This is a genomic window from Nocardia sp. NPDC050408, from assembly GCF_044458905.1.
GTDB lineage: Bacteria > Actinomycetota > Actinomycetes > Mycobacteriales > Mycobacteriaceae > Nocardia.
The window spans coordinates 176,555-200,011 of the sequence record NZ_JBITIL010000013.1 but is presented as its reverse complement, the minus strand read 5'-3'; the positions used below and the strand labels follow the sequence as shown (position 1 = coordinate 200,011).

Genomic DNA, 23,457 nt, shown 5'->3' with positions numbered 1-23,457 from the left:
AGCGCGGCGGCCACCAGGAAACCGAGCCCGCCGACGATGACATCGGCGTGCAGTCCGGCCACGAGTCCACTACCCCGGGACTGGGATGACCCGTCCGGTGCGGCGAACCACCGGGGCCGGCTGGAGCACTAGCCCGCCGCGGCGAGCAGATTGCCGAGGAGTTCGTCGCGGTGCTTGTCGCCCCAGGCTTCGAGCGGGCGCAGCGCAATTTCGAGCTCTTCGCCGAGCGGAGTGAGCGAGTATTCGACGCGCGGCGGGACTTCGGGGAAGACCTCACGGTGCACCACACCGCTGGCCTCCAGATGACGCAGATTCTCCGCGAGCACCTTTTCGCTGACCCCGGTGAGCAGCTTGCGTATCCGGCCGAACCGCTGCGGGCCCGCGGCGAGCACCCACATCAGGTGCAGCTTCCATTTGCCGCCGACGACGTCGATCGCCACCGACATGCCGCACACATCGTGATCTCCATCACTGCTCATGCCCACCGCACTCCTTCTGACCTGAATTCGAACCTCGAGGTAAGCAACCACACCTGAACGTGCGGTCTTCCCGACGCTACCTGCGACAACGACCATGGATCTCGGCCGTAGCGACTGCTTGCAGGTCGCTCGAAAGGGTCAGTCGACCACCAATCGCAATGAGAACCGAAGGGACACAACATGTCCGAGCAGACCACCGCTGGCTCCGTTTCCGTCGTCGGCCTGGGTCCGATGGGCCAGGCCATGGTCCGGGCCTTCCTGGATGCCGGTATCGAGGTGACGGTCTGGAATCGCAGCACCGAAAAGGTCGACGCGATGGTCGAACTCGGCGCGAAGCGGGCCGCCACGGTCGCCGAGGCGCTGGAGGCCAATGCGGTGACCGTGCTGAGCCTTACCCACTACGCCGCCATGTACGAAGTATTGGGACAGGCCACCGACCATTTGCCGGGCAAGGTGATCGCCAACCTGTCCTCGGATTCACCGGAAAAAGCGCGCAAGGGTGCCGAGTGGGTGCGCTCGCACGGCGCGGAATTCTTTTCCGGCGGCGTCATGTCGGCGGGCGACAATATCTCCCATCCTGCGTCGTTCATCTTCTACAGCGGTCCGAAAGAGGTTTTCGACGCGCACGCCGAATTGCTGCGTCCGCTGAGCCCGCAGGAATACCTCGGTGCGGATGACGGTCTCGCGCAGGTCTTCTACCAGGCCGGTTTGATCATTTTCCATCCCTGGATGCTCGCCTTCGATCAGGCGCTCGCGGTGATCGAGAAGTCCGGTCACAGCATCGACCAGTTCCTGCCCTTCGCACTGCGCGCGACCGGCGCGTACCCGTATTTCATCGAGGATTTCGCGGCCGCGGCGAAGGTGGGCGGCTGGGGGACACTGGCGAGTATGAAGATGATGGATGCCGGGGCACAGCACATCATCGATGCCAGCGAGGAGGTCGGCGTCGATGCGTCCCTGTCGCACGCGGTGCAGGGCCTTTGGCGGCGTGCGATCGCGGCAAGCGAGGAGGCGGGGCAGCCGGTTCCGGTGTACCAGTTGTTCACTGGGCCGCGGTAAATCTCAGTCCCCCGCGGCACGCGCCGAATCGACGGAGCCGAGGCGCGGGAATGGGGTGGTCGAGAAGATCACCTCCACCGCGACCTCGAAATACGCCGCGATCCGCAACGCCAGATGCAGGCTCGGGCTGTATTCGCCGCGTTCGAGGTAACCGATCGTCTGATAGTGCACACCGAGCGCTTCGGCAAGCTCCCGCCGGGAGATGCCGCGCTCGGCCCGCAACATGGCGATGCGGTTGTAGATGACCTCAGTAGGCACGCTGAATCGCCTTCTCGCGCCGCGCCGCCACGTTCGACCCGGACTCGCGACGTGCCATCCTACGCAGCACGATCGGCGCGAGCAGTAGCCCGACCACCGCCCAGACACCCAGCACGGCAATGGTTTCCAGATGCCGCCAGGAATGTCCTAGTTCGATGGCGACCGCATCGCCGGGCAGCATCGCCGAACGCATGCCGAGCCCGAGCCAATAGACCGGAAATACCTGCGCGACGCCCTGCAGCCAGCCCGGCATCGAGGTGATCGGGTAGAAGACGCCCGAGATCGCGACGATGCCCATGATCGGCAGCGAGACGAAGCCGATATTGCGCGGGTTGCTGAACAGCGATCCGAGCACCGCACCGGCCGGCATGGTCGCGAGCATGCCGAGCGCGACGACGCCGATCAGGCCCAGCCAGGAACCGACGCTGCCCATCGCCGTGCCGTCGACCAGGAACAGCCCCGGAATCAGCACGATAACGAAGGGGATGACCACCCAGCCCGCGGTCGTGACGATTTTGCCGATCAGATAGCCGACCATGCCGTTCGGAGTCGCCTTGGCGCGCAACAGGGTTCCGTCTTCGCGTTCCAAGGTCAGCATCTGGGCGATGCCGAACATGCCGTTGAAGGCGACGAGCAAGCCGAGGATGCTCGGCAGGGCCAGCGAACCGAGTGCGAAGCCGCTCGCCTCGAAGGTCGCGTCGCGCATGAAGAACAGCACGACGACCATGACGACCGGCCAGAAGAGCATCCCCCAGAGATCCTGCACATTGGTGAGCGATTGCCGTATTTCGATCAGTCCGCGCCGAGTTCCCGCCCGCACGGCGGCATCGATCGGATTCATCGCGCAACCTCCTGCAGCGAATGGACTTCGGTTTCGAGCCGACCGGACTCGTATTGCCGCACCAGTGCCATATATGTTTCCTCCAGCGAGGCACGGCGCACCTCGAGCTCGCCGATCTCGTCGCCGTGCTGCTTGAACAGCTCGTAGACGAACTTGGTCGACTCGGCGGTGGTGTGCACGAACCGTTGTCCATCGTGGGTCCAACGGATTTCGGCCTCACCCGCGATGCGGCGCGACAGTTCGTCGGCCGAGCCGTCGGCGATGATCCGGCCACCGGCCAGGATCATGATGCGGTCGGCGAGCTTCTCGGCCTCGTCGAGATCATGGGTGGTGAGCAAGATGGTGGTCCGGTCGTCGGCGAGATGATGGACCAGATCATGGAATTCGCGACGGGCCTGTGGATCGAAGCCCGCGGTCGGTTCGTCCAGGAACAGCAGTTCGGGGCGGCCGACGATGCCGATCGCGACGTCCATGCGACGGCGCTGCCCGCCGGACAGCGCTCCGATCTTACTGTTGGCCTGCTCGGTAAGGCCGACGGCGGCAATGAGTTCGTCTGTGTCCCAAGGCCTGTGGATCCGATCCGTGCGGTACGGCGCGTAATAGGAGCCAAGGTGGGAAAGTAGTTCGCGTACACGCCATTTGGCGTGGTCGCGCCACGATTGCAGGACGACGCCCAGTCGCGCCCGCCAGGCTTCGTTGCCGCGCGCCGGATCCATGCCGAGTACCTCGACGCGGCCCGCGGAGCGCATGCGGAAGCCCTCCAGAATTTCGATGGTTGTGGTTTTGCCCGCGCCGTTCGGGCCGAGAAGCACCAGCACCTCGCCCGGCCGGGCTTGGAAAGTCACGTCATGCAGGACGTCGGTCGTGCCGTACCGCATCCGCAATTTCTCGACGTCGAGCGCGACGCCGTCACCCAGGATCATCTCATCCTCCCCATTGTGAGATCGGGATGTTTCGTAGCATACCTACTACATTGCGCGGCGACAATGCTGCCTCTTGCCTACATTTCGATTGACAGGCAGCTAAATGGCTGCCTATCGTGAGAATGTGCAGCCAAACGGCTGCGCATCTCGAAGAAGGTGGCATGGACGAGGTATTCCGAGCGCTGGCCGATCCGAGCCGCAGAAGGCTGCTCGACAGCCTCAACGCGCGCAACGGCCAGACTCTGCGCGAACTGTGCGCCGAACTGGATATGGCCCGCCAATCGGTGAGCAAACATCTCGCGGTCCTGGAGTCCGCCAATTTGATCACCACTCGCCGCAGCGGTCGCGAAAAACTGCACTACCTCAATGCCGAACCCATCAACGCCATCGCCGACCGCTGGATCACCCGCTACCACCGCGCCCGCGTCCACGCGCTGGCCGACCTCAAACAAGCATTGGAGGCAAACCCCATGAGTGAGCGAAGCGAACAAAAAATCGACACCGCCGGCAACGCATTCGTCTACACCACCTACATCAAGACGACGCCGCAGCGGCTCTGGCAGGCCCTGACCGACCCCGCTTTCACCAACCGCTACTGGGGTGCCAGCTTCGATACCGATTGGCAGCCCGGCTCGGAAATGGTGTGGCACCAACGCGATTGGACCAGCAAGGATCCGGAACAGATTGTCCTGGAGTCAGATCCGTACACCAAGCTCTCCTACACGTGGCACACCTTCGACCCCACCTTCGCCACCACCTTCGATATGGACCCCGAAGACGTGGCAGTCTGGGCCCGCGAGCCCCGCTCGAAGGTGACCTTCGAACTCGAGCCCCACGGCGAAACCGTGAAACTGACTGTCATCCATGACGGTTTCGAACCCGGCAGCGCCGTCCTGGCCGGAATCAGCGGCGGTTGGCCGAGCATCTTGTCGAGCCTCAAGAGCTTGCTGGAGACGGGCGAGTCCCTGCCGGAACCGGTGGCGTAGTTGCAGCCGGATCGCTGACCGTGCTGCTCCTCCGCCAGCACGGCGGCGCCGGGATGGTTGCCCCCCTGGCCGGTAACTGCTGCTCACAGCAAGGCGATCAGCGTGGATCAGAAACCCAGTCAGCAGCTGGCCAAGATCGCCGACCAGGCCGGATTGACGATGATCCAGCTCGCCCTCGGTTTCGTGACCGCACACCGCGGTGTCACCAGCGCCATCATCGGGCCCCGTACGACGGATCACTTGCATTCGCAACTCGCCGCCGCGGACACCGTGCTCTCCGCCGACGTGCTCGATGCGATCGATGCGATCGTGGCGCCCGGCGTCGACCTCGCCCCGGACGAGAAGCACGACACGCCACCCGCCCTGGTCCACGCGGTACTACGACGTCGTCCATCGCCGGTAAGCCGGTAATCACGCCCCACCCATCCTGGCCCAGGAATCATGACCGACCGATGCAGGTCGACTACCACGGACTGTCCCGCGCCATATACGCGGCGGATATCGCACCACCGCTGGATGGTCGCCGGAGCGCGGTGGTCGCCGATGACCCAGCGGCCGGGTACGGATTGGCCTGAGCGCCGATACCGCCTACTGCAACGGCGCCTGGTCGGCGTGGTCGATGGTGACCAGACCGGTGCGCAGATACGTCATCACAGCATCGTCGACGACAGTGTTGCCGCGACCGAATGCGCCGTGGTCGCCGCCCTCGACCGTGATCAGTGATCCGCCGAGCGCCGACGCCATGGCCGGTCCGCCCGCGTAGGCGGTCAGCGCATCCCAGCGGCTCTGCAGCAGTAGCGGGCGGGTGTGCAGATCCTTTCCGGTGATCGGGACCGGCTTGGTCACCGGTTTCCAACTGCCGCAGGCGGTTCCGGAGCGGACCAGATCGGCGCGGGCGTCCATGGCATTGCCGCCGGTCGCGATGGTGGCGATGGCCGAGCCGATCAGCTCGTAGCGGCCGGGCACATTGTTCTCGTTGCAGGTGATAGCCGAGAAGACGAAGCGGCCGGTGGGATCGGTGCTGGTCGCGCCCTCGATGGCAAGCAGCTGGCGGACATTCTTCGGATCGATATTGGCCTCGGCCATCGCCCTGGCGAAGGTCGGCCAGAAGGTGCGGGTGTAAGTGGCGACCGCGGTCGCACCGACCAGCGGCACCTGTGCGGACCCGCCGCCGGTGACCAGCAGGCGCACCAGATTCTGCACCTTGCCCGCCTGTTCCACACTGTCGTTGAAACCGTCGCGGGCGATTTCGGCGAGCGGTTCGGGCAGCGCGCCGGGCAGATCGGTGACGCTCGCGGGTGGTGGGGTCAGGTTGGCGTACCAGCCGCCGCCCTGGTCGGCGACCAGCCGCACCCAGTTCTGGTAGACCTGCAGCGCGGTTTCACCGAGCCCGTAGTCGCCACTGTGTTCGGCGATCCAGGCGAACAGATCGTCGAGCCGCTGTTTGCCCGCGACCTGCTGTTGCGCGAATTCCTCGGTCCACACCCAATCGGGATTGACATTGGAGTCCAACACCATTCGATCTACCCGGCTCGGGAACAACGACGCGTACACCGCGCCGAGGTAGGTGCCGTAGGAGGTCCCGAGGTAACTGATCCGATCCACACCGAGTGCGGCGCGCACCTCGTCCAGATCGCGCGCGGTGCTCTCGGTGGTGATGGTGTCGAGGTAACCGGGCAGCGCCGCGTCGCATGCTTTCTTGATATCGTCGCGATTACCGCCGCCCAGCGAAACTTGGTCGCCCTCAGCCGATTTCGACGCCGAGCTCGTCGTTTGGGAATCGCAACGCAGCGGCGTGGCCCAGCGCAGTCCGCGCGGCTGCACCGCGACCCGGTCGTAGTGCTCGTTGAGTTCGGCGGGCATCGATTCGATCCGACGGGCCCAGTAGTCGAGGGCATCCGCGCCGGGTCCGCCCGGATTCGCGACGATGACGCCGCGACGATCCCCGGTCGCGGCAATCCGGCTGACGGTGAGTTCGATGCGCGCACCTTTGGGCTCGGCGTAATTCATCGGGACGGATATCACCGCGCACTGCACATCGCGTCCCTCGGTCACCGACGAATCCGGGCAGGCGCCGAAGGATGCCGCGGGTGCGGCCTCGGCCCAACCCGTCACGATCGATCCGCTGATCAGGCTCGCGGCCGCGACAGTGACCAGCGCTCGCGGAAAACCTGGCGTCCTCATCATGTTTCGTACCTCCGCCGGGCCCATCGCGGTATTCGACGCGACCATGTGCATTCTGGTCAGCCTGGGACGCGCAGACAAGTCGAGCCGCGATTGGCATTGCGGTGCACAACCATCCGCGCCCACCGGAGTAACGTCGAGCCATGTCGACTGAGGTCCGCAACAACTTCGCGCTGGAACGTTTCGAGATCTACGTCGACGGTGCCATCGCTGGCTACGCCGAATATCAGGACACGGGCGCCGAACGCGCCTTCATCCATGCCGAGATCGACCCGAAGCACGAAGGCCGGGGATGCGGCCGGGTTCTCGTGCAGGCGGCATTGAACGACTCGCGTCAGGAGGGTTTCGGCATTCTGCCGATGTGCCCGATGGTGCGTCATGTCGTCGAGTCGCGACCGGAGTACATAGCGATGGTTCCGCAGTGGGCGCGCCAGAAACTCGGCCTGCCGCTGTAGGTCAGTACGCGGCGACGGCTCCGTCGAGCGCCTGCTGTAGGTCGGTGCGCACCAGTCGGGCGATCTCCGAGGGTTTGGTCGGCAGCTCGGTGATCGGCACCCCGAAATAGAAGCTGGCCGACTTGGCCTCCTCCTTGGTGACCGGCTCGCTCGGATCGGCTCGCGGCCCGTAGCTCAAACCCAGGCTGACCAGCACCGGCTTCGCACCCAGCTTCATCGCACGGAATGCGATATGTCCGATCCCGCTCCCCACCGGCTGCACCTCGGTGTGGTCGACATCGTTGCAGGTGCCCTCCGGGAAGACCGCGATGCCGTCACCGTCGGCCAGCCGCTGCGCGCAGATGTCCATCATCCGCTGCCCGGCCGCATTCACCGCCCGCAGGCCGTGGTCTTTACCGCGGAATACCGGGATGCCGCCCATCATGTCGATCTTGCGGCGCTGGTCGGGATCGAGGAACAGTTCGTCCTTGGCCAGCACCCGAACTCGCCCGATCACCGAACGCAATTCGCTGCGCCAGGCCGCGGCGGCGACGGTGTACGGGTCGGATTCGGAGAGGTGGTTGAGCGCGACGAGCAATGGGCTGCCCTGGCGTATCACCTGGTGCAGCACCTTTTGCGCACCCTCGGCATAGGTGACGCGCGGATGGTATCGACGCCCGAGAATGGCGTAGGCGCCCCAAGCCTTGAGGCGGTTCTGCCGGTGGCTGCGATAGAAGTCGTACACAGTGTCAGCGTTGTCGAGGAGGACCTCGGGCCGTTCCATGGCCACACCCTAACCGGTCTGTTTTCGGGGTGATCGAGATCCCGGCCGCCCTCGACCCGGGAAACCGCCACGCCGCTTGACCGACGAACCGCCCGCGCCAGTGCGATGATGTCGGTGTGGCACGCGCAGATGACCCGGACGATCGGAAAACTCGCGGCGGACGCGGTGACCGCAGGCGACGCGAGTTCCGGCAGGGCGAGCAGGTGGTTCGCGCAGGCACCCTGTTGGTGTCGGCGACCGAACTGGTCGAGCCGACCTTCCGGCGCACCGTCGTGTACATCATCGAACACAACGAGGCGGGCAGCCTCGGTGTCGTGCTCAACCGTCCGAGCGATACCGCGGTGCACGACGTGCTTCCGCACTGGTCCGAGGCGGCCGCCGCGCCGCGCACGCTCTTCATCGGCGGACCGGTCAAGCGGGACGCGGCGCTGTGTCTGGGCACCATCCGGGTCGGCGCGTCGATCACGGGCGTGCGTGGACTGCGTCGCATCGATGGCCGCGTGGTGCTCGTCGATCTCGACGCGGACCCGGATCAGATCGCCCCGCTGATCGAGGGCCTGCGGATCTTCGCGGGCTATGCGGGCTGGACCTTCGGCCAACTCGAGGGCGAACTGCAGAACAACGACTGGATCGTCCTATCCGCGTTGCCCTCGGATCCGATCAGCACCGGCCGCCCCGACCTGTGGGCCCACGTGCTACGCCGCCAGCCACTGCCCCTATCCTTGCTCGCCACGCATCCGATTGAACTAGAACGCAACTAGGGACGTGGTTTGCATGAAGGAGGAAATAACGACATGCAACGAGACAACTGATCTGGCGAGAACATGGGTAACTCAGCGGGTGCGCAAAGAAGCTGATCACCCCAATCACCGCCGGCCCGCGAGGAATCCGAGGGAAAGGCGGGGAAGCAGGTGACTAATGCCCGACGAACAAGACGAGCTCATGCGGGTTCTGTATCAGGAACATGCTTCGGTGCTGTGGCGGTACACGCTCGGTTTGGTCCGCGATCCAGGTCGGGCCGAGGACATCGTGCAAGAGACGTTGTTGCGGGCGTGGCAGCGCCCGCACGTGCTCGATCAATCGACGACATCGGCACGGGCGTGGCTGTTCACGGTCGCGCGCAATCTCGCCGTGGATGAGCACCGCAGTGCCCGCAATCGGCGCGAATTCCGCACCGATAATCCGCCGGAACAGGCCACACCGGATCAGGCCGATCGGGCCCTGGACGGCTGGCTGGTCGCGGACGCATTGAGCAGACTCAGCGGCGATCATCGCGAGGTGATCGTGCGGGCCTACTATCGAGGCCTTTCTACCCACCAGATCGCCGAGGAACTCGGTATCCCGGCGGGCACGGTGAAATCTCGCATGCACTACGGCATGCGGGCGCTACGGCTGGCATTACAGGAGATGGGGGTGACGAATCAATGACGGACATCGCCGACGACTATTCGACGTGGGACGCACCGTACATTCTCGGCTCCCTGTCCCGCACCGAACGACGGGAGTATGAAGAGCATCTGGCTGGCTGCCCGGTTTGCCAAGCGGCGGTAGCCGATCTCGCCGGACTCCCGGGTCTGCTCTCCATGGTCGATCCCGACACCGCGTTCGCCATGATCGAGCCGCCGGAAAAGACTGCGGGCGAGGCGAATCCCCCCGCTCAGCTGCTGCCCCGGCTCGCCGATGCCGCCGAGAAGCGCAGGCGCCGCAGCCGATGGGCGGCCGTAGGTGCCGCGATTGCGGCGGCTGCCGCGGCGGTGGCCATCGCGGTTCCGGTGGTCACCGCGGTCACCGCGGTGGATAGGCCGAGCCCCGAACAGGTTGTGGCCGAACGCAGTATGGAACCGATCACACCGAATCCGGTGACGGCCAGCTTCAAGGTCCTACAGGCCGATGGCAAGACCCGGATAGTGATGACCTGCAGCTATGGACCGAGCGACCAGAGGTACGACTGGGATCTGGACCTGTACGTCATCGGCACCGACGGCAGCCAGGCCAAACTCGACCGGTGGCCCGCCGGCCCCGGCACCGAGCTGACGATCGACCGGACCATCGCCAAAACGCCGGATCAGATCCAGGCGGTGCAGATCCGCAAGGCGTCGACGGGTGAGACGCTGCTGTCCGGCACGGTCTGACACGCTTCGATCCCCCCGCCGAATTCGGCGGGGGGATCGCTTTCGGTAGTTCAGCGCTGGCCCTGCTTGCGGAAGACCGAGGTCGACCAGAAGTATCCGACCAGACCGAGACCGACGCACCAGGCGACGGAGATGATGCCGTTATTGCCGATCTCGGTGCCCATGAGCAGTCCGCGGATGGTTTCGGTGAGCGGGGTGAACGGCTGGTACTCGGCGAACTGACGCATGCCGACCGGCATGGTGTCGGTGCCGACCAGGCCGCTACCGAGGAACGGCAGCATGATCAGCGGGAAGGGCATATTGCTCGCGCTCTCCGGACTCGACGCGACCAGCCCCATACCGACCGCGAGCCAGGTGAGTGCGAAGACGAGCATGGCGAGCAGTCCGAATGCGGCGATCCACTCGACGACATTCGCCGACGGCCGGAAACCGACGAGCACCGCGACACCGACCATGGCGGCGATGCCGAGCAGGGCCTGGATCAATGCGCCGACCACATGTCCGGCGAGTATCGAGGACTGCGAAATCGCCATGGTGCGGAAGCGATTCACAATGCCCTTGGTGGTGTCGGTGCAGACCGAGACCGCCACCCCCGCGGTCATATAGGCCGGGATCATCAACAGCATGCCCGGGGTCAGGTAGTCGATATAGTTGCCGCCGGACGACTTCTCCAGTGCGCCACCGAAAACGAAGTCGAAGGTGAGCAGCAGGATGATCGGCATCAGGATGATGCTGAAGGTCATGCTGGGGTACCGCTTCGCATGAAGCAGGCTGCGCCGCAACATCGTTTTCGAGTCGGCGAGCGCGTAGGTCATGCTCATCGCACGGTCTCCTTTTCGGCGGTGGGATGTCCGGTGAGGGTGAGGAATACGTCGTCGAGAGTGGGCGTGTGCACCGAAAGTCCGGCGACCTCGATCTGCTCGTAGTCGAGCCGGTCGAGCACCGCGCGCAGCGATTTGACGCCGCCGTCGCTGGGGACCGCGAGGGTGAATTCCTCCTCGGCCGTGTCATCGACGACGCGCGCGTCCGGCCCCAATGCCGTTGCCGCGGCGGCCAGTCCGAGCTGATCGGCGAATTCCAGTCGGATATGTCCGCCGGGTACCCGCCGCTTCAATTCGGCGGCCGTGCCCTCGGCGACGATCCGGCCGTGATCGAGTACCGCGATCCGGTCGGCCAGTTGATCGGCCTCCTCGAGGTACTGGGTGGTGAGGAAGACGGTCACGCTGTAGTCGTCGACCAGCGTGCGGATCATTTCCCAGATTACCCGCCTACTGCGCGGATCCAGGCCGGTGGTCGGCTCGTCCAGGAAGATAATGCGCGGATCGCCGACCAGCGTCATGGCCAGATCCAGCCGCCGCACCATGCCGCCGGAGTAGGTGGCCGCGGTCTTGTCACCGGCCTCGACGAGGTCGAAGCGCTCCAGTAGTTCCGCGGCCAGGCGCTTGCTCTCGCGACGTGGCAGATGATGCAGATCGCCCATCAGGGCCAGGTTTTCGCGGCCGGTCAGCAATTCGTCGACCGCGGAGAACTGGCCGGTGACACCGATCGCGGTTCGCACGGCATCGGGTTCGGTGATCAGATCATGGCCGTCGACACGCACCTCACCCGCATCGGGACGCAGCAGCGTGGTGAGGATCTGCACGGTGGTGGTCTTGCCAGCACCGTTCGGGCCGAGCAGGGAGTAGATCGTGCCCTCCTGGACCGTGATGTCGATGCCGTCGAGCACCACGTGCTCACCGAACGATTTACGCAGGCCCTGCGCCGAAATGGCGGGGGCGCGATGACCGTTGGTCATGGTCTTCCTTTCGAGAATTTTGATAAAAGAATGCGAATGACAGCATGGGTTGCCCGCACCGCGCCCGAAGTCCGGTGCGGCGTTGTCCGAGGTGGTGTTCGGTTGGTATCGAGTTCGACTAGATGTCGAGTTCCTCGACGGGCGGACGGTCGGCGATCTGAGCCACCCGCTCGTAGAGCTTGTCCGGAATCTTTCCCTTCAATTCGCCGAGCGAATCGACGATCTCGAAAATGAAGTCGCCCCAGTCCTGGTCACCGACGCCGAGCATGCGCCGCCAGTTCGTCAGATCCTTGACCCAATTGGTGCTCTGCGGGTATTCGTCCCAGTTCGAATACTGGGCGTGCATGACGAACTTGCCCTTCCGACTGCGATACACCCGTACGTGCTCCATGCGCTCTTCATTCACGTCGCGGTGCTCGCCGAGCAGGGCGCCGGAGAAGCGAACTTGGCGCACGCCGTTGTGACCGACCCGCAGCACAACCTCGTCGTAGCCCTCCAGCCTGCCCTCTTCCAGCTCGATGAACCGCCGCAGTGCGGTGGTCACCGCCCCCGAGAGGTTGCCGCCGACCAACTCCTGCGCACGCTGGAACAGGGGCAGATCGTCATCGGCAACGTAGATCGTCTTGTTGGGCATGAACTCACTATACGTAGATGTATACGTACACACAAGCCGTGGCGGCTCACAAGAATCTGCCGAGCGCGTTGTGCGGGGAGTACATCGTGCGCGAGGTATTGAACCGCTGAGCAGTCCAACTCGTAGTTCACGTGTACGCGATGTGTGACCGAGCCCGTGCTCGGCCTCAGGCACACAGCCGGTCACTGCGAGAGGAGAACCGATGCCGAGCAGGGTCGTAGATTATCTGGTTCGAGCGGTTTCCACCCTTGGGGTGCGGCACATCTTCGGTGTCGACGGCGCGAATATCGAGGATCTATACGACGCGCTCTTCGATGCGCCATACGACGTCGCGGGAATCGTTGCCAAGCACGAGTTTTCGGCCGCCACCATGGCCGACGGCTATGCCCGCTCGACCGGCGGACTCGGCGTCGTCGCCGCCACCTCCGGCGGTGGCGCGATGAATCTCGTTGCCGGACTTGCCGAATCGTTCGCCTCCCGGGTGCCGGTGTTGGCGCTGGTCGGGCAGCCGCCGACCGCACTGGAGGGCAACGGCGCATTCCAGGACTCCAGTGGACTCGCGGGCACCATCGATGCGGCACGGATGTTCGGCGCGATCACCCAGTACTGCGCACGAGTGGACAGCGCCGCCGATCTACCCGACAAGTTGTCCAGGGCGGTCGAGGCCGCCCGGCGCGGCGGACCCGCAGTCCTGCTGCTGCCAAAGGACGTGCAGCAGAGCGATATCGGTGATGTCCCACCATTCCGATCGGCACCACAGACGCATCGACGCGATGAAAGCGGCCTGGCCCGGCTACGCGCGGCGCTGACCGCGGCGCGCACGGTCGGCAAGATCGTGATCATCGCGGGCGACCAGGTCGCGCGTGACGATGCCCGTGCCGAACTCGCTCGGCTGGCACGCACATTGGATGCGTCGGTGGGTGTCGCCCCGGATGCGAAGGACACCTACGACAATGCCGACCCGGCGTTCCGCGGTGTCGCCGGGAGTATGGGGCATCCGGAGCTGTCGGCGGCACTGCGCTCGGCGACCCTGTGCCTGATCGTCGGCACACCGATGCCGATCACCGCGCGCACCGGGTTGGACGAGCTGTTGGCCGACCGCACCGTCGCGCATATCGGTGTCGCCGCGCCGTACCTGTCCGCGATGCACGCCACGAGTACGGATCTAGCGCGGGATCTGGCCGAACTCGCGAATGAACTCACCAACGGTGTCGAAGACTCGAGTCATCCGTATCCTCCGCACGAACTGACTCCTTTGCGGGTACCCGAGTCCACCGGTCCCGGTCTGCGCTATCGCGAACTGGTTGCGACGATCGAGGCGTTATTGCCCGAGGGCACGGATGTTTTCGCCGATGCGGGCAATACCGGGGCCGCGGTGGTGCACCATTTGAGAGTGCCGCGCGGCGGCCGATTCGTGGTCGCGCTCGGCATGGGCGGGATGGGCTATGCGTTCGGCGCCGCAATAGGTTCGGCATTCGCACGGCGTCGCGGACCGTCCGGAATCAGACGCACCATTGTCGTCGCAGGTGACGGCGCATTTTACATGCACGGCATGGAATTGCACACCGCGATCGAACATCAGCTGCCGGTCATCTTCATCGTGCTCAACAACAACGCACACGCCATGTGCGTCACTCGCGAACAGCTCTATTACCAAGATCGCTACAGCTTCAACCGATTTCGGCCCACCAACCTGGGCGCGGGCATCGATGCCATGTTCCCTGAACTGTCCGCGTACTCCGTCCGTACTACCGCAGAGCTGGCCATCGCACTGGGGCGATGCGTCGAATCCGAAGGGCCGGCGTTCATCTCGGTCGACGTCGACCCCGACGAAGTCCCACCCTTCATCCCGTTTCTCGCGACATTGGAGAAGAAGCCGTGACAACAAGCGCCCTCCCCGCCCTCAGCGATATTCCGGAAGACGTAGTCCCCGGTGTGCTGCGGATCGAGAACTCCGATAAGGACGCAACCACGCCGATCATCATGGACATGCTGCGATCGGTGTATCCGCACGACCAAATCTTCGGCGAGTACTGTCCGGTACAGGCGTATATCGCCGCGCCGCCGGATGAGGTGTGGGAATACTTGGCCGATACCCGCAGCCTGGAGGAGTGGACTTATAGTCTGCGCGGCTTCGTCGAGACCGAGGAGCCGGGTCTGTGGCTGGCCTGGGACCGGCTCGGCCCGGGGACCAAGATCTTCACCCGCACCGTCGCGCACCGCGAGGGCATGACCGTCGATTACCACTGTGCCTGGGATCAGGGACAGCACCTGTGGATGATCTACCTGCTGCGGGTGATCGATGCCCAGTTGGTGTTCAACAAGCCGGGTTCGGTGGTGCTGTGGGTCAACTGCCATCACCCGTTCTACGACGAAAATCCCTATCCGGAAACGGCTCCCGATAAGCGCCCGGTGTGGGTGGGCGACTTCTGGGAGATGTTCTCCGCCGGGCACCAGCTCGAAATGGACAACCTCAAGGCGATCTGCGAATACCGTGCGGCAAACGGTCTTCCGATCAAGCCCGACTGGATGAAGTGAGGCCGCACCATGAACTTCTCCAATCCGAACACCGCTGGACTGCCGACGGTCAGCCTCGTCGATGTGGCGAGCTATCTGCCGGGTGAGCCGGTCGGCACCGAATACTTCACCCAGTACAGCCGATCCGATCGGATGGCCAAGAACGTCATGTTCCGCTCGCCCAAGGCGCGCCACCATGTGGCCAGGGACGAGACCGCTGTGGATATGGTCGAGCGCGCCGTCGCGCCGCTGATCGAACGCCATGGCGCACAGGCGATTACGGATATCGATGTACTGATCACACACACCCAGCTGCCGGACAATCCGGTGATGGGTTGCGGACCCGAGGTGGCCCGTCGCCTCGGGATGAAACCCGGTTTCGTCTACGACGTGCACAATGGCGGCTGTGCGGCCTTCGTGCACATGATGGCCATGGCCAGGATGATCCTGCAGACCACCGACGCCCGCACCGCGCTCATCGCGGCCACCCAGAACTGCGCGGGCCCGGTGTTCACCCAGACCGAAATCCGCAAGCTCGCCCAGGCCCCGGTGCCCGGTGACGCCTGCGGTGTCGGACTGCTCGTCAAGGATGATTCCGCGCCGATCCTGGACATCGAATGCCGCACCTATCCCGAATTCGCCGGGGATATGGAGTTCTCGACCAATGGCGAGCGCAAGTATTGGGAGCCGGGCGAGGGCGAGGGCTGCGTCAGCTTCACCGAATCGAAGATCACCAAGGTGTTCGCACGCGGCAATCGGCTGGTGCCGGAGGTGGCATTGACGGTGTGCGATCGGATCGGGGTGAAGGGCCGCGATATCGACACCTTCGTCACCAATCAGCCGAACCGGCTGTTCCTGCGCAACTGGCACGATGCGCTGGAACTGCCGCCGGAGCGGCACCCGGACACCTTCGATCAGTGCGGAAATCTGTTCGCCGCGGGTATCCCGGTCACGCTCGATACCGAGAATCGGGCGGGTCGGCTGCGCAACGGCTCGGTGGTGCTGCTATCGGCATTCGCGCACGCCGGTGATTTCGCCGGGGCCGCGGCCGTGCGCTGGGGTGCGGCGAGATGAGAGTGCGGGTGGCCGACGAATCTCGGCCCTCGCAACAGCATCGAAGTCAGCGGACGCAGGCGCGGTTCGATCTCAGCCTGAGCGAAAATCCGTTTCCGCCATTGCCTTCGGTACTCGTCGCCGTGAACAGCGTACTGGCGCAGGCCAATCGCTATCCGGAATTCCTGCCGCGTCGGCTGCCGAGGTTGATCGCGGGACACGTCGGGGTGCATTCGGATCAGGTGGTCGTCGGTTCCGGCGCGACCGGGGTGGTCATGCAGATCATCCAGGCATTGACCAAACCCGGTGACGGAATCGTCTACGGGGCACCGACTTTCGACGGCTATCCGATCATGGCCGAGATGGCCGATCTCGAGGTTGTTCCGGTGCCCCTGGATGCCGCGGGCAATCAGGATCTCTGGGCGATGACGAAGGCCATCGACAGGCGGACCGGTTTGGTGGTGGTCTGCCGTCCGCACAATCCGACCGGCACCGCGATCCCGGCCAGTGCGCTGGAGTCCTTCCTGTGCTCGGTACCGCGGCGGGTACCGGTCATCCTGGACGAGGCCTATGCCGAATTCCTCGGCCCCGCCGATCAGGTCGACACACTGGCGCTGCTGAATAGACATCCGAATCTGCTGGTCCTGCGCACCTTTTCGAAGGCATACGGACTGGCCGGGCTGCGCATCGGCTACACCTTCGGGCGCAGCGAGTTGATCAGCCGCGTCCGCAGGCTGCAGCTGCCGTTCGGGGTGGGTTCAGCGGCGGTGGCCGCGGTCGCCGCGTCCTACGCCGCCGAACCCGAATTGGCCGCGCGCATCCTGCGCATCACCACCGCACGCGAGACCCTGCGCAGTGCGTTGCTGCGTCGACACATCGCCGTGCCGCGCAGCTACGCCAACTTCCTGTACCTGCCGGGCCCCGGCGTAGCAACGGCGCTGCGCCGAGCCGGCATCGCGGCCAAGGCATACCCCGACGGCAGCGCGCGCATCGCCGTCGGAGACCCCGAGGCGGACAGCGCGGTGCTGCAGGCGCTGGAGTCACTGCGCTAGGTGGTGTTGGAGCGGCGGCGCTCACGGAACCTGTTTCCGTTGCGCCGCCGCCCCAACCCGAGATGCTCGACAGGCATCATGCAGGTTAGGGGCGAGGACCTTGCGGCTCGAGTGATCCGATACGTGCCGGTCCACGAACTTCTCGTGATCGCGCGGTGGTTCGATGGAGTGATGACGCCGTGGCGGAAGTTCCAGGTGAATTCGGCACCAGCGCGCGGGACCGCGAGTCGCGTGCTGTTCCGGTTCACGCTGGGGCGGCGCGAGGTCGTTGTTCGCCAGACTGTCATCGAGTCCAGTGGGACAAGCGGCTGGCACTACCACGACGGCACGCTGTTCGTGCTGGTTGCCCGCGGCACCCTCGACCATCCCGGTGGCGACTGTGTCCCGGTCACCTACCGGCGCGGCCGAATCTTCCGGGAGCCCAGCGGCCCGTCCTATCCCCATGTGGCACGCAATCTCGGGACGACCCCGGTGACCCTGTTCGTGCTGTACTCGAACCCCGTCGGTAGCCCGCTGTCACATCACGTCGACCCGCCTGAATGCGCCGACCAATAGCGTTCGAACCGACTTGTCCGGTGCTCGCAGCAGCAGCTGGCGCGCGATCGGATTGTCGTGGTATCTGACAGGTATCATGCAGGTTATGGCGATGACCTTGCGACTCGATGACGACGACGACCGCATGCTGACCGAGGAAGCCGCGCGCACCGGCCGCTCCAAGCAAGAGATCGCGAAGGAAGCGATACATCTGCATCTCACCGCGAACCAGGAAGTGTTCGAGGCGATGCTGGCCCGCACCATGAACCGGCACGCCGAATTGCAGGAACGGCTCGCGTGATCCGATATCTGACGGTCCACGAACTCCTACTGATCGCGCGGGCCGTGAACCGCGGTACCGACGCGATTCGGGATTACGGATTGCTCGCCTCTGCCGCCGCACGTCCGTCCACCACGGTGTTCGGCGTCGATCCGTATCCGGAATTGCTCGAAAAGGCCGCAGCATTGCTGCATTCGCTTGCTCGCAATCGTGCCCTGATCGACGGCAACAAACGCACCGCGTTCCTGGCGGCGGCCCTCATGCTCGAACGTAACGGAGTCATGCTGGCCGCCCTCCCGGACGAACAGGAGCCGATCATGATCGCCGTCGCAGTCGGGGACATGGACGTGCCGGAGATCGCCGAGCACCTCCGGAAATGGCGCGAATAGCAACGCACACGACGTCGCGACGGGGTCTGGTCGCGACCGCGTGTCAGTTGGTCGGGGCGCAGGCGTCGCGCAACGAGCACGCGCCGCAGGAGGAACCGCAGCCGCCGGTCTCTTGTGCGGGAACCAACGACTCGACCGCGCGAGCTGCGGCATTCGCGCCCGCGCCAAGGGTGAACAGTGCCACGGTGGCTGTCACCACCGCCACGATCAAAGCCGGGAAACCACCTGCGGCGAGTGCGACGAGACCGCCCGCGAAGAGTAGTGCGCCCGCGGCCAGGGAGGTGGGGGCGGCGACGCGGTTGGCGATGCGGAAGGTTTCCTCGTCGTGCAGTGCCGCCTCGGTGTGCACCCCGATGAAGCGGTTGCGTGGCAGCCGCCCGGTCAGTCCGAGCACGCCGGTTGCGATGGCAACCATGGCCAGCACGAACAGGGTGAGAGCGACGACGAACACCCAACGAGGCTAGCGCACCGCCGCGACGCCGAATCCAGCCCGCCCGATTTTCGGTGTATAAGCCCGGACGTTCTACCCTGATAGGCACATCTATGACGGGGATCGGCGAGAACAAGAAGGCAGGACCGTGGCGGACACTCGTGCAACCGAAAGCGATGTACCGGAGCACAGGTACAGCGCGGGCCTCGCCGGCCGCATCGAGCGCCGGTGGCAGCAGACCTGGGATGAGCGCGGGACCTTCCACGCGCCGAACCCGGTAGGCCCGCTCGCGGGTGCGACCCCGGCGGACAAGCTGTTCGTCCAGGACATGTTCCCGTACCCCTCCGGCGCGGGTCTGCATGTCGGGCATCCGCTCGGCTACATCGCCACCGACGTCTTCGCGCGCTATCACCGGATGCACGGCCGCAATGTGCTGCACGCGCTGGGCTATGACGCATTCGGTCTGCCCGCCGAACAGTACGCGGTGCAGACCGGTGCGCATCCGCGCCAGACCACCGAATCGAATATCGCCACCATGCAGCGTCAGCTGGACCGGCTGGGTCTCGGCCACGATCGTCGGCGGTCGTTCGCGACCACCGACCCGGAGTTCTACAAGTGGACGCAGTGGATCTTCCTGCGCATTTACAACGCTTGGTACGACCAGGATTTGGAACGCGCCCGGCCGATCGCGGAACTGCGGGCACAGTTCGATTCGGGTGCGCGCCCGACGCCCGACGGCCGCGATTGGCAGGATCTGACCGCGGCCGAACGCGCCGAGGTGCTGGACTCGTATCGCCTGGTGTACCAAACGGATTCGGTGGTCAACTGGTGTCCGGGGCTGGGCACGGTGCTGTCCAATGAAGAGGTCACCGCCGACGGTCGCAGTGAACGCGGCAACTTCCCGGTATTCCGGAAGCGGCTGTGGCAGTGGATGATGCGCATCACCGCCTACTCCGACCGACTGGTCGACGATCTGGACCATCTGGACTGGCCGGAGAACGTAAAGGCCATGCAGCGCAACTGGATCGGTCGATCCCGTGGCGCGCAGGTGAAATTCGACGCCGACGGTCAGCAGATCGAGGTCTTCACCACGCGGCCGGACACCCTGTTCGGTTCCACCTATGTGGTGCTGGCTCCCGAGCACGAGCTGGTCGACAGACTGACGGCGCAGGCCTGGCCCGCAGGCGTCGATCCGCGCTGGACCTTCGAGGATGCCGGTGATCCTCGGGAAGCCGTTGCCGGGTACCGCAAGGCGATCGCGGCCAAATCGGATCTGGAGCGTCAGGAGAACAAGGAGAAGTCCGGCGTATTCCTGGGTTCCTATGCGACGAACCCGGTGAACGGCGCTCAGGTACCGATCTTCATCGCCGACTACGTGCTGGCCGGTTACGGCACCGGCGCGATCATGGCGGTGCCCGGGCACGATCAGCGCGACTGGGAGTTCGCCTCGGTCTTCGGTCTGCCGATTGTGGAAGTCATTTCCGGCGGGGATATTTCGGCCGCGGCCTACTCCGGTGACGGCGCGCTGGTGAACTCCGATTACCTGAACGGCCTGTCCATCGAGGAGGCCAAGGCCACGGTGATCGCCCGGCTGGAGGCCGACGGCCACGGCAAGGGCACCGTGCAGTACAAGCTGCGCGACTGGCTGTTCGCCCGCCAGCGCTACTGGGGTGAGCCGTTCCCGATCGTCTACGACGAGGACGGCGCACCGCACGCGCTGCCGGAATCCATGCTGCCGGTCGAACTTCCGGAGCTGGACGATTTCGCGCCGGTCACCTTCGATCCGAACGATGCCGACTCCGAACCGTCGCCGCCGCTGGCCAAGGCCATCGACTGGGTGAATGTCGAGCTGGATCTGGGCGATGGACCCAAGCAGTACCGCCGCGATACCAACGTCATGCCGAACTGGGCGGGCAGCTCCTGGTACCAGCTGCGCTACGCGGACCCGACGAATGCGGACGCGTTCTGCGCCAAGGAGAACGAGCAGTACTGGCTGGGCCCGCGCACCGCGGAGCACGGCCCCAACGATCCGGGCGGTGTCGACCTGTACGTCGGCGGTGTCGAACATGCGGTGCTGCACCTGCTGTACTCCCGGTTCTGGCAGAAGGTGCTGTTCGATCTGGGCGATGTGAGCAGTTCCGAGCCGTACCGTCGCCTGTTCAACCAGGGCTACATCCAGGCGCACGCCTACACCGACGCGCGCGGTGCGTATCTGCCCGCCGCCGAGATCATCGAGCGCGACGGCAAGCACTACTTCCCCGATCCCACGACCGGCATCGAGATCGAGGCGTTCCAGGAGTACGGCAAGATCGGCAAGTCGCTGAAGAACGCCATCTCGCCGGACGAGATGTGCGATATGTACGGCGCCGACACCTTCCGCTTCTACGAAATGTCGATGGGGCCGCTGGATACCTCGCGGCCATGGGCGACCAAGGATGTCGTCGGGGCGCACCGGTTCCTGCAGCGGGTCTGGCGACTGGTAGTCGACGAGGAGTCCGGCGCGATCCGGGTCACCGATGCGACGCCGTCGCAGGAGACGCTGCGTCTGCTGCACAAGACGATCGCGGGTGTAGACGACGATTACGCCGCACTGCGCGATAACACCGCGGGCGCCAAACTGATCGAGCTGACCAACCATCTGACCAAGAGCTACCCCGGCGGTGCACCGCGCGAGGTGGTGGAGCCGGTGGTGCTGATGCTGGCGCCGATGGCACCGCATATCGCCGAGGAACTGTGGGAACGGCTGGGACACAAGCAATCCCTGGCGCACGGTCCGTTCCCGGTGGCGGATCCGGCCCTGCTGGTCGATGAGTCGGTGGAGTATCCGATTCAGGTGAACGGCAAGGTGCGCAGCCGAATTCAGGTGCGCGCCGACGCCGATAACGCGACCATCGAGGCGACCGCGCTGGCCGATGAGAAGATCGCGGCCGTGCTGGGCGGGAATGCGCCGCGCAAGCTGATCGTGGTGCCGGGGCGGCTCGTCAATATCGTCGCGTAGGCGATAGAACCACCGCCGCGCACGGATTTACCCAGCATTTCGTGCGCGGCGCAGGTCCGTCAGTGTGGTGGCAGCAGGACACGATCGTATGGCGTGCCATCGACACCGAAGTTGTTCCACAGAAGTGACTTCGCCAACTTTCGTGCCGCGATGACTCCCGGCGCCAGCTATACCGCAATCATTCGGACCCGGTTACCACACAGCCGCCACATATCGTCGATATCGGATGTCACGATGGCGACCGGGCCAGGCTGACGCAGCGCCATTTCGGCGAGAGTCGCATCTATGGCGTACTTGTGGCCGTGCGGACCCGCCTGTTTCAGGAGTTCGGCGGCGGCCGTCGCGGCGGCCTGGTCCACCGGCCCGACGCGCACCCGGGACAGTGTCCATTGCAGTCGAGGCATATTCACCTTCGCATGGCTCACCTCGACAATCGTGTTGGCTCCGACTACCAGATCCGCGCCCATCTGGTGCAGCACCTGAATCTTCGCCAGCATCCCGCGATCCTGCCCCACCCACAGCGCGATTCCTCGACTGTCGAATACGACGGTCTCGAAGCGTTCTGTCACGCAGCGCTCGTCCTGGCATCGCCGCCGAATATTTCATCGCGAGCATTGGCGAGCTCTTGGTCGGTGAAGGCACCGTGCTTCTCCTGATACCCGCGCAGATCATCCGCGAGTAGTTCGTGGCGGAGTTGACGCGCCACCGCAGCCGCGATGTAGCCGGAGACGTTGTCGGTCCGCTGACGCAACTCCGCGACCTGCTCAGCTGGCAGGGTCACGGTGATCCTCTGGGTCGACGACATGACATAGGCACACCGCGATATGCAGGATCAGAACGGCCGGAGCACGATCTCGGTCGGATGGCCGTCGCGCGGTGTATCGATGGCCGAGCGCACGGTCCCCGCGACCGTCTGCGGACTCAGGAATTCCTCGGCGCGATACTCGCGCCCCTCACCCGCGATGATCTCGCGCTGCATATCGGTATCGATGCGGCCGGGATGGATCGAGGTCACCCGCAGCGTCGGTTCCTCCAACCGCAGCGCGTCACCGAACGCGCGCAATCCGAACTTGCTCGCCGCATAGGAGGCCCAGCCCGCATTCGCCCGCAAACCGGCGCCCGAATTGATCAGCACCACATGACCGTTGGCCGCACGCAGCGCGGACAGTAACAGTCTGGTCAGCTCGGCGACCGCAACCACGTTGGCTTCCAAGGTATTTCGCCACTGTTGCACCGAAGAATCAGCGATCGAACCCAGGTCGGCGATACCGGCATTGTGTACCAACACATCCAGGCGCTGAATCGACGAAACCGCTTCCGCCACTGCGGAATAGTCGGTCAACTCGACCGGCCATCCGGTGGCCCCGCGTAGTTCGCCTAATATCGCGCGCAGCGCCTCGGCCGAGCGGGCGCCGAGCAGCAGATCGTGGGTCGGTGCGAGTTCGCGGGCGATCGCGGCACCGAGCCCGCGGCTGGCACCGGTGATCAGCGCGGTCGGCTTCGGTGTGCTGGTCACGGCGGAGGTCATGCAGTCACCGTATCGGCCACCGAAACGGGCAGTAGCAATACCCGCGCGCGCGGCGATGGATGCATAAAGCGAATAAATGGAATTCACGGACGGGGCATGCAGAGTGAGATCCAGCGCACACCAGCTGGCCACCAGGGCGCACCAGGACGAGACACGAGTCACTGAAC

The 23,457-nt window shown here is 64.9% G+C and carries 29 protein-coding genes; 16 read left to right on the top strand and 13 right to left on the bottom strand.

What is annotated here, in order from left to right:
* Positions 1–128: 128 nt before the first annotated feature.
* Positions 129–479: a winged helix-turn-helix transcriptional regulator gene (locus ACIBJI_RS30280; protein WP_396958815.1), complete on the bottom strand. Its 351-nt coding sequence runs from the start codon at positions 477–479 to the stop codon at positions 129–131.
* Positions 480–659: 180 nt separating this feature from the next.
* Between ACIBJI_RS30280 and ACIBJI_RS30275 the strand changes: the two genes are divergently transcribed.
* The gene (locus tag ACIBJI_RS30275) at positions 660–1,538 is read left to right on the top strand and encodes an NAD(P)-dependent oxidoreductase (RefSeq protein WP_397086823.1); all 879 of its coding nucleotides are present in this window, start codon (positions 660–662) and stop codon (positions 1,536–1,538) included.
* 3 nt (positions 1,539–1,541) lie between these two features.
* Here ACIBJI_RS30275 and ACIBJI_RS30270 read toward each other — a convergent pair whose 3' ends face one another.
* The 3 genes from ACIBJI_RS30270 to ACIBJI_RS30260 are packed head-to-tail and all read right to left on the bottom strand — an operon-like array spanning position 1,542 to position 3,560.
* Positions 1,542–1,796: a helix-turn-helix transcriptional regulator gene (locus tag ACIBJI_RS30270; RefSeq protein ID WP_084509363.1), complete on the bottom strand. Its 255-nt coding sequence runs from the start codon at positions 1,794–1,796 to the stop codon at positions 1,542–1,544.
* The gene (locus ACIBJI_RS30265; protein WP_396958813.1) at positions 1,786–2,637 is read right to left on the bottom strand and encodes an ABC transporter permease; all 852 of its coding nucleotides are present in this window, start codon (positions 2,635–2,637) and stop codon (positions 1,786–1,788) included. The genes ACIBJI_RS30270 and ACIBJI_RS30265 overlap by 11 nt, the downstream gene beginning before the upstream one ends.
* Positions 2,634–3,560: an ABC transporter ATP-binding protein gene (locus ACIBJI_RS30260; protein ID WP_397086821.1), complete on the bottom strand. Its 927-nt coding sequence runs from the start codon at positions 3,558–3,560 to the stop codon at positions 2,634–2,636. The genes ACIBJI_RS30265 and ACIBJI_RS30260 overlap by 4 nt, the downstream gene beginning before the upstream one ends.
* 161 nt (positions 3,561–3,721) lie before the next feature.
* On the opposite strand from ACIBJI_RS30260, the gene ACIBJI_RS30255 reads away from it, so the two are divergent.
* From ACIBJI_RS30255 to ACIBJI_RS30245, 3 genes are all read left to right on the top strand, one after another.
* Positions 3,722–4,546: a metalloregulator ArsR/SmtB family transcription factor gene (locus tag ACIBJI_RS30255; RefSeq protein WP_364348564.1), complete on the top strand. Its 825-nt coding sequence runs from the start codon at positions 3,722–3,724 to the stop codon at positions 4,544–4,546.
* 102 nt (positions 4,547–4,648) lie between these two features.
* A complete protein-coding gene (locus tag ACIBJI_RS30250) occupies positions 4,649–4,957 on the top strand; it encodes an aldo/keto reductase (RefSeq protein ID WP_397086818.1) in 309 nt (102 codons plus the stop codon).
* Between the two features lie 41 nt (positions 4,958–4,998).
* Positions 4,999–5,121 (top strand): hypothetical protein, encoded by a 123-nt coding sequence (locus ACIBJI_RS30245; RefSeq protein ID WP_397086816.1) that lies wholly within the window; start codon positions 4,999–5,001, stop codon positions 5,119–5,121.
* A gap of 13 nt (positions 5,122–5,134) precedes the next feature.
* On the opposite strand, the gene ACIBJI_RS30240 is transcribed toward ACIBJI_RS30245, so the two are convergent.
* Positions 5,135–6,733 (bottom strand): alpha/beta hydrolase, encoded by a 1,599-nt coding sequence (locus ACIBJI_RS30240; RefSeq protein ID WP_364348573.1) that lies wholly within the window; start codon positions 6,731–6,733, stop codon positions 5,135–5,137.
* A 140-nt stretch (positions 6,734–6,873) separates the two neighbouring features.
* On the opposite strand from ACIBJI_RS30240, the gene ACIBJI_RS30235 reads away from it, so the two are divergent.
* Complete coding sequence (locus ACIBJI_RS30235; protein ID WP_364348576.1) at positions 6,874–7,185, top strand: GNAT family N-acetyltransferase; 312 nt, start codon at positions 6,874–6,876, stop codon at positions 7,183–7,185.
* Between the two features lies 1 nt (position 7,186).
* On the opposite strand, the gene ACIBJI_RS30230 is transcribed toward ACIBJI_RS30235, so the two are convergent.
* Positions 7,187–7,948, bottom strand: coding sequence for a 1-acyl-sn-glycerol-3-phosphate acyltransferase (locus ACIBJI_RS30230; RefSeq protein ID WP_364348579.1), 762 nt, complete (start codon positions 7,946–7,948; stop codon positions 7,187–7,189).
* A 116-nt stretch (positions 7,949–8,064) separates the two neighbouring features.
* Here ACIBJI_RS30230 and ACIBJI_RS30225 point away from each other — a divergent pair, with 116 nt between their 5' ends.
* From ACIBJI_RS30225 to ACIBJI_RS30215, 3 genes are all read left to right on the top strand, one after another.
* Positions 8,065–8,709 (top strand): YqgE/AlgH family protein, encoded by a 645-nt coding sequence (locus tag ACIBJI_RS30225; RefSeq protein WP_364348582.1) that lies wholly within the window; start codon positions 8,065–8,067, stop codon positions 8,707–8,709.
* Positions 8,710–8,866: 157 nt separating this feature from the next.
* On the top strand, positions 8,867–9,376 hold the full coding sequence (locus ACIBJI_RS30220; RefSeq protein ID WP_364348585.1) for a sigma-70 family RNA polymerase sigma factor: 510 nt from the start codon (positions 8,867–8,869) through the stop codon (positions 9,374–9,376).
* The gene (locus ACIBJI_RS30215) at positions 9,373–10,080 is read left to right on the top strand and encodes a zf-HC2 domain-containing protein (protein ID WP_364348588.1); all 708 of its coding nucleotides are present in this window, start codon (positions 9,373–9,375) and stop codon (positions 10,078–10,080) included. The genes ACIBJI_RS30220 and ACIBJI_RS30215 overlap by 4 nt, the downstream gene beginning before the upstream one ends.
* Positions 10,081–10,130: 50 nt before the next feature.
* On the opposite strand, the gene ACIBJI_RS30210 is transcribed toward ACIBJI_RS30215, so the two are convergent.
* The 3 genes from ACIBJI_RS30210 to ACIBJI_RS30200 form a co-directional block, all read right to left on the bottom strand.
* Complete coding sequence (locus ACIBJI_RS30210; protein WP_364348591.1) at positions 10,131–10,901, bottom strand: ABC transporter permease; 771 nt, start codon at positions 10,899–10,901, stop codon at positions 10,131–10,133.
* Positions 10,898–11,875 carry an ATP-binding cassette domain-containing protein gene (locus ACIBJI_RS30205; RefSeq protein ID WP_364348594.1) on the bottom strand — a complete coding sequence of 326 codons (978 nt, stop codon included), beginning with the start codon at positions 11,873–11,875 and terminating at the stop codon, positions 10,898–10,900. The genes ACIBJI_RS30210 and ACIBJI_RS30205 overlap by 4 nt, the downstream gene beginning before the upstream one ends.
* Positions 11,876–11,993: 118 nt before the next feature.
* On the bottom strand, positions 11,994–12,509 hold the full coding sequence (locus tag ACIBJI_RS30200; protein WP_040697293.1) for an EXLDI protein: 516 nt from the start codon (positions 12,507–12,509) through the stop codon (positions 11,994–11,996).
* A 202-nt stretch (positions 12,510–12,711) separates the two neighbouring features.
* Here ACIBJI_RS30200 and ACIBJI_RS30195 point away from each other — a divergent pair, with 202 nt between their 5' ends.
* From ACIBJI_RS30195 to ACIBJI_RS30165, 7 genes are all read left to right on the top strand, one after another.
* On the top strand, positions 12,712–14,391 hold the full coding sequence (locus ACIBJI_RS30195) for a thiamine pyrophosphate-binding protein (protein ID WP_364348598.1): 1,680 nt from the start codon (positions 12,712–12,714) through the stop codon (positions 14,389–14,391).
* Complete coding sequence (locus tag ACIBJI_RS30190; RefSeq protein ID WP_364348601.1) at positions 14,388–15,047, top strand: SRPBCC family protein; 660 nt, start codon at positions 14,388–14,390, stop codon at positions 15,045–15,047. The genes ACIBJI_RS30195 and ACIBJI_RS30190 overlap by 4 nt, the downstream gene beginning before the upstream one ends.
* Before the next feature lie 9 nt (positions 15,048–15,056).
* The gene (locus ACIBJI_RS30185) at positions 15,057–16,100 is read left to right on the top strand and encodes a 3-oxoacyl-[acyl-carrier-protein] synthase III C-terminal domain-containing protein (protein WP_364348604.1); all 1,044 of its coding nucleotides are present in this window, start codon (positions 15,057–15,059) and stop codon (positions 16,098–16,100) included.
* Entirely contained in the window at positions 16,097–17,131 is a 1,035-nt protein-coding gene (locus ACIBJI_RS30180; protein WP_364348607.1) for an aminotransferase class I/II-fold pyridoxal phosphate-dependent enzyme, read from the top strand. Before ACIBJI_RS30185 ends, ACIBJI_RS30180 begins: the two co-directional genes overlap by 4 nt.
* 171 nt (positions 17,132–17,302) lie before the next feature.
* On the top strand, positions 17,303–17,686 hold the full coding sequence (locus tag ACIBJI_RS30175) for a cupin domain-containing protein (protein ID WP_364348610.1): 384 nt from the start codon (positions 17,303–17,305) through the stop codon (positions 17,684–17,686).
* An 85-nt stretch (positions 17,687–17,771) separates the two neighbouring features.
* Positions 17,772–17,966, top strand: coding sequence for a ribbon-helix-helix protein, CopG family (locus tag ACIBJI_RS30170; RefSeq protein ID WP_364348613.1), 195 nt, complete (start codon positions 17,772–17,774; stop codon positions 17,964–17,966).
* Positions 17,963–18,334 carry a type II toxin-antitoxin system death-on-curing family toxin gene (locus ACIBJI_RS30165; RefSeq protein ID WP_396958807.1) on the top strand — a complete coding sequence of 124 codons (372 nt, stop codon included), beginning with the start codon at positions 17,963–17,965 and terminating at the stop codon, positions 18,332–18,334. Before ACIBJI_RS30170 ends, ACIBJI_RS30165 begins: the two co-directional genes overlap by 4 nt.
* Before the next feature lie 43 nt (positions 18,335–18,377).
* On the opposite strand, the gene ACIBJI_RS30160 is transcribed toward ACIBJI_RS30165, so the two are convergent.
* Positions 18,378–18,785, bottom strand: coding sequence for an SdpI family protein (locus tag ACIBJI_RS30160; RefSeq protein WP_364348616.1), 408 nt, complete (start codon positions 18,783–18,785; stop codon positions 18,378–18,380).
* A 127-nt stretch (positions 18,786–18,912) separates the two neighbouring features.
* Between ACIBJI_RS30160 and leuS the strand changes: the two genes are divergently transcribed.
* Positions 18,913–21,762, top strand: a complete 2,850-nt coding sequence (gene leuS, locus ACIBJI_RS30155) for a leucine--tRNA ligase (protein ID WP_364348619.1) — start codon at positions 18,913–18,915, stop codon at positions 21,760–21,762.
* A 167-nt stretch (positions 21,763–21,929) separates the two neighbouring features.
* Here the strand turns inward: leuS and ACIBJI_RS30150 are convergent, their stop codons facing one another.
* Genes ACIBJI_RS30150 through ACIBJI_RS30140 form a run of 3 tightly spaced genes read right to left on the bottom strand, consistent with a single transcriptional unit; the run spans position 21,930 to position 23,290 of the window.
* The gene (locus ACIBJI_RS30150) at positions 21,930–22,331 is read right to left on the bottom strand and encodes a DNA-binding protein (protein WP_364348622.1); all 402 of its coding nucleotides are present in this window, start codon (positions 22,329–22,331) and stop codon (positions 21,930–21,932) included.
* A complete protein-coding gene (locus tag ACIBJI_RS30145) occupies positions 22,328–22,543 on the bottom strand; it encodes a hypothetical protein (RefSeq protein ID WP_364348625.1) in 216 nt (71 codons plus the stop codon). The genes ACIBJI_RS30150 and ACIBJI_RS30145 overlap by 4 nt, the downstream gene beginning before the upstream one ends.
* Positions 22,544–22,594: 51 nt before the next feature.
* Complete coding sequence (locus ACIBJI_RS30140; RefSeq protein WP_397086812.1) at positions 22,595–23,290, bottom strand: SDR family oxidoreductase; 696 nt, start codon at positions 23,288–23,290, stop codon at positions 22,595–22,597.
* Between the last annotated feature and the right edge of the window lie 167 nt (positions 23,291–23,457).